We start from the raw sequence: 275 nt of genomic DNA on the forward strand, positions 1-275 counted from the left end.
GTTGCTGACCGTCAAAATCCCCAAGCATACTGCCATAGGCGTTACCGATAGGTGTTGGCTTTTGCGATAAAAACTTGCCGGTCGTTTCGATCATAGGCCACGCTTCTTCAACGCCATAACCTACCGTTGCGAGTACTTGATTGTCCTGATTAATAATAGCAATACGCTGGACATGCTGCTCAGACTGTATACGCCCAAGCCTCTCTTGGATACCACCGAGCGTAGTGGCAGCTCTTTGCGATGCTTGATCTGCATTGCCAGCATTGACCTTACTG

Annotated in this window: 1 protein-coding gene; it reads right to left on the reverse strand. The window is 49.1% G+C overall.

The genetic code is table 11. The features are described 5' to 3' along the window. Positions 1-275, reverse strand: a 275-nt coding sequence (locus tag AAEZ05_RS28525) for a hypothetical protein (protein ID WP_350649945.1), incomplete at both ends; no start/stop codon positions are given.

It is taken from the genome of Pseudomonas sp. HY13-MNA-CIBAN-0226 (assembly GCF_040310305.1).
GTDB classification, from domain to species: domain Bacteria; phylum Pseudomonadota; class Gammaproteobacteria; order Pseudomonadales; family Pseudomonadaceae; genus Aquipseudomonas; species Aquipseudomonas gregormendelii.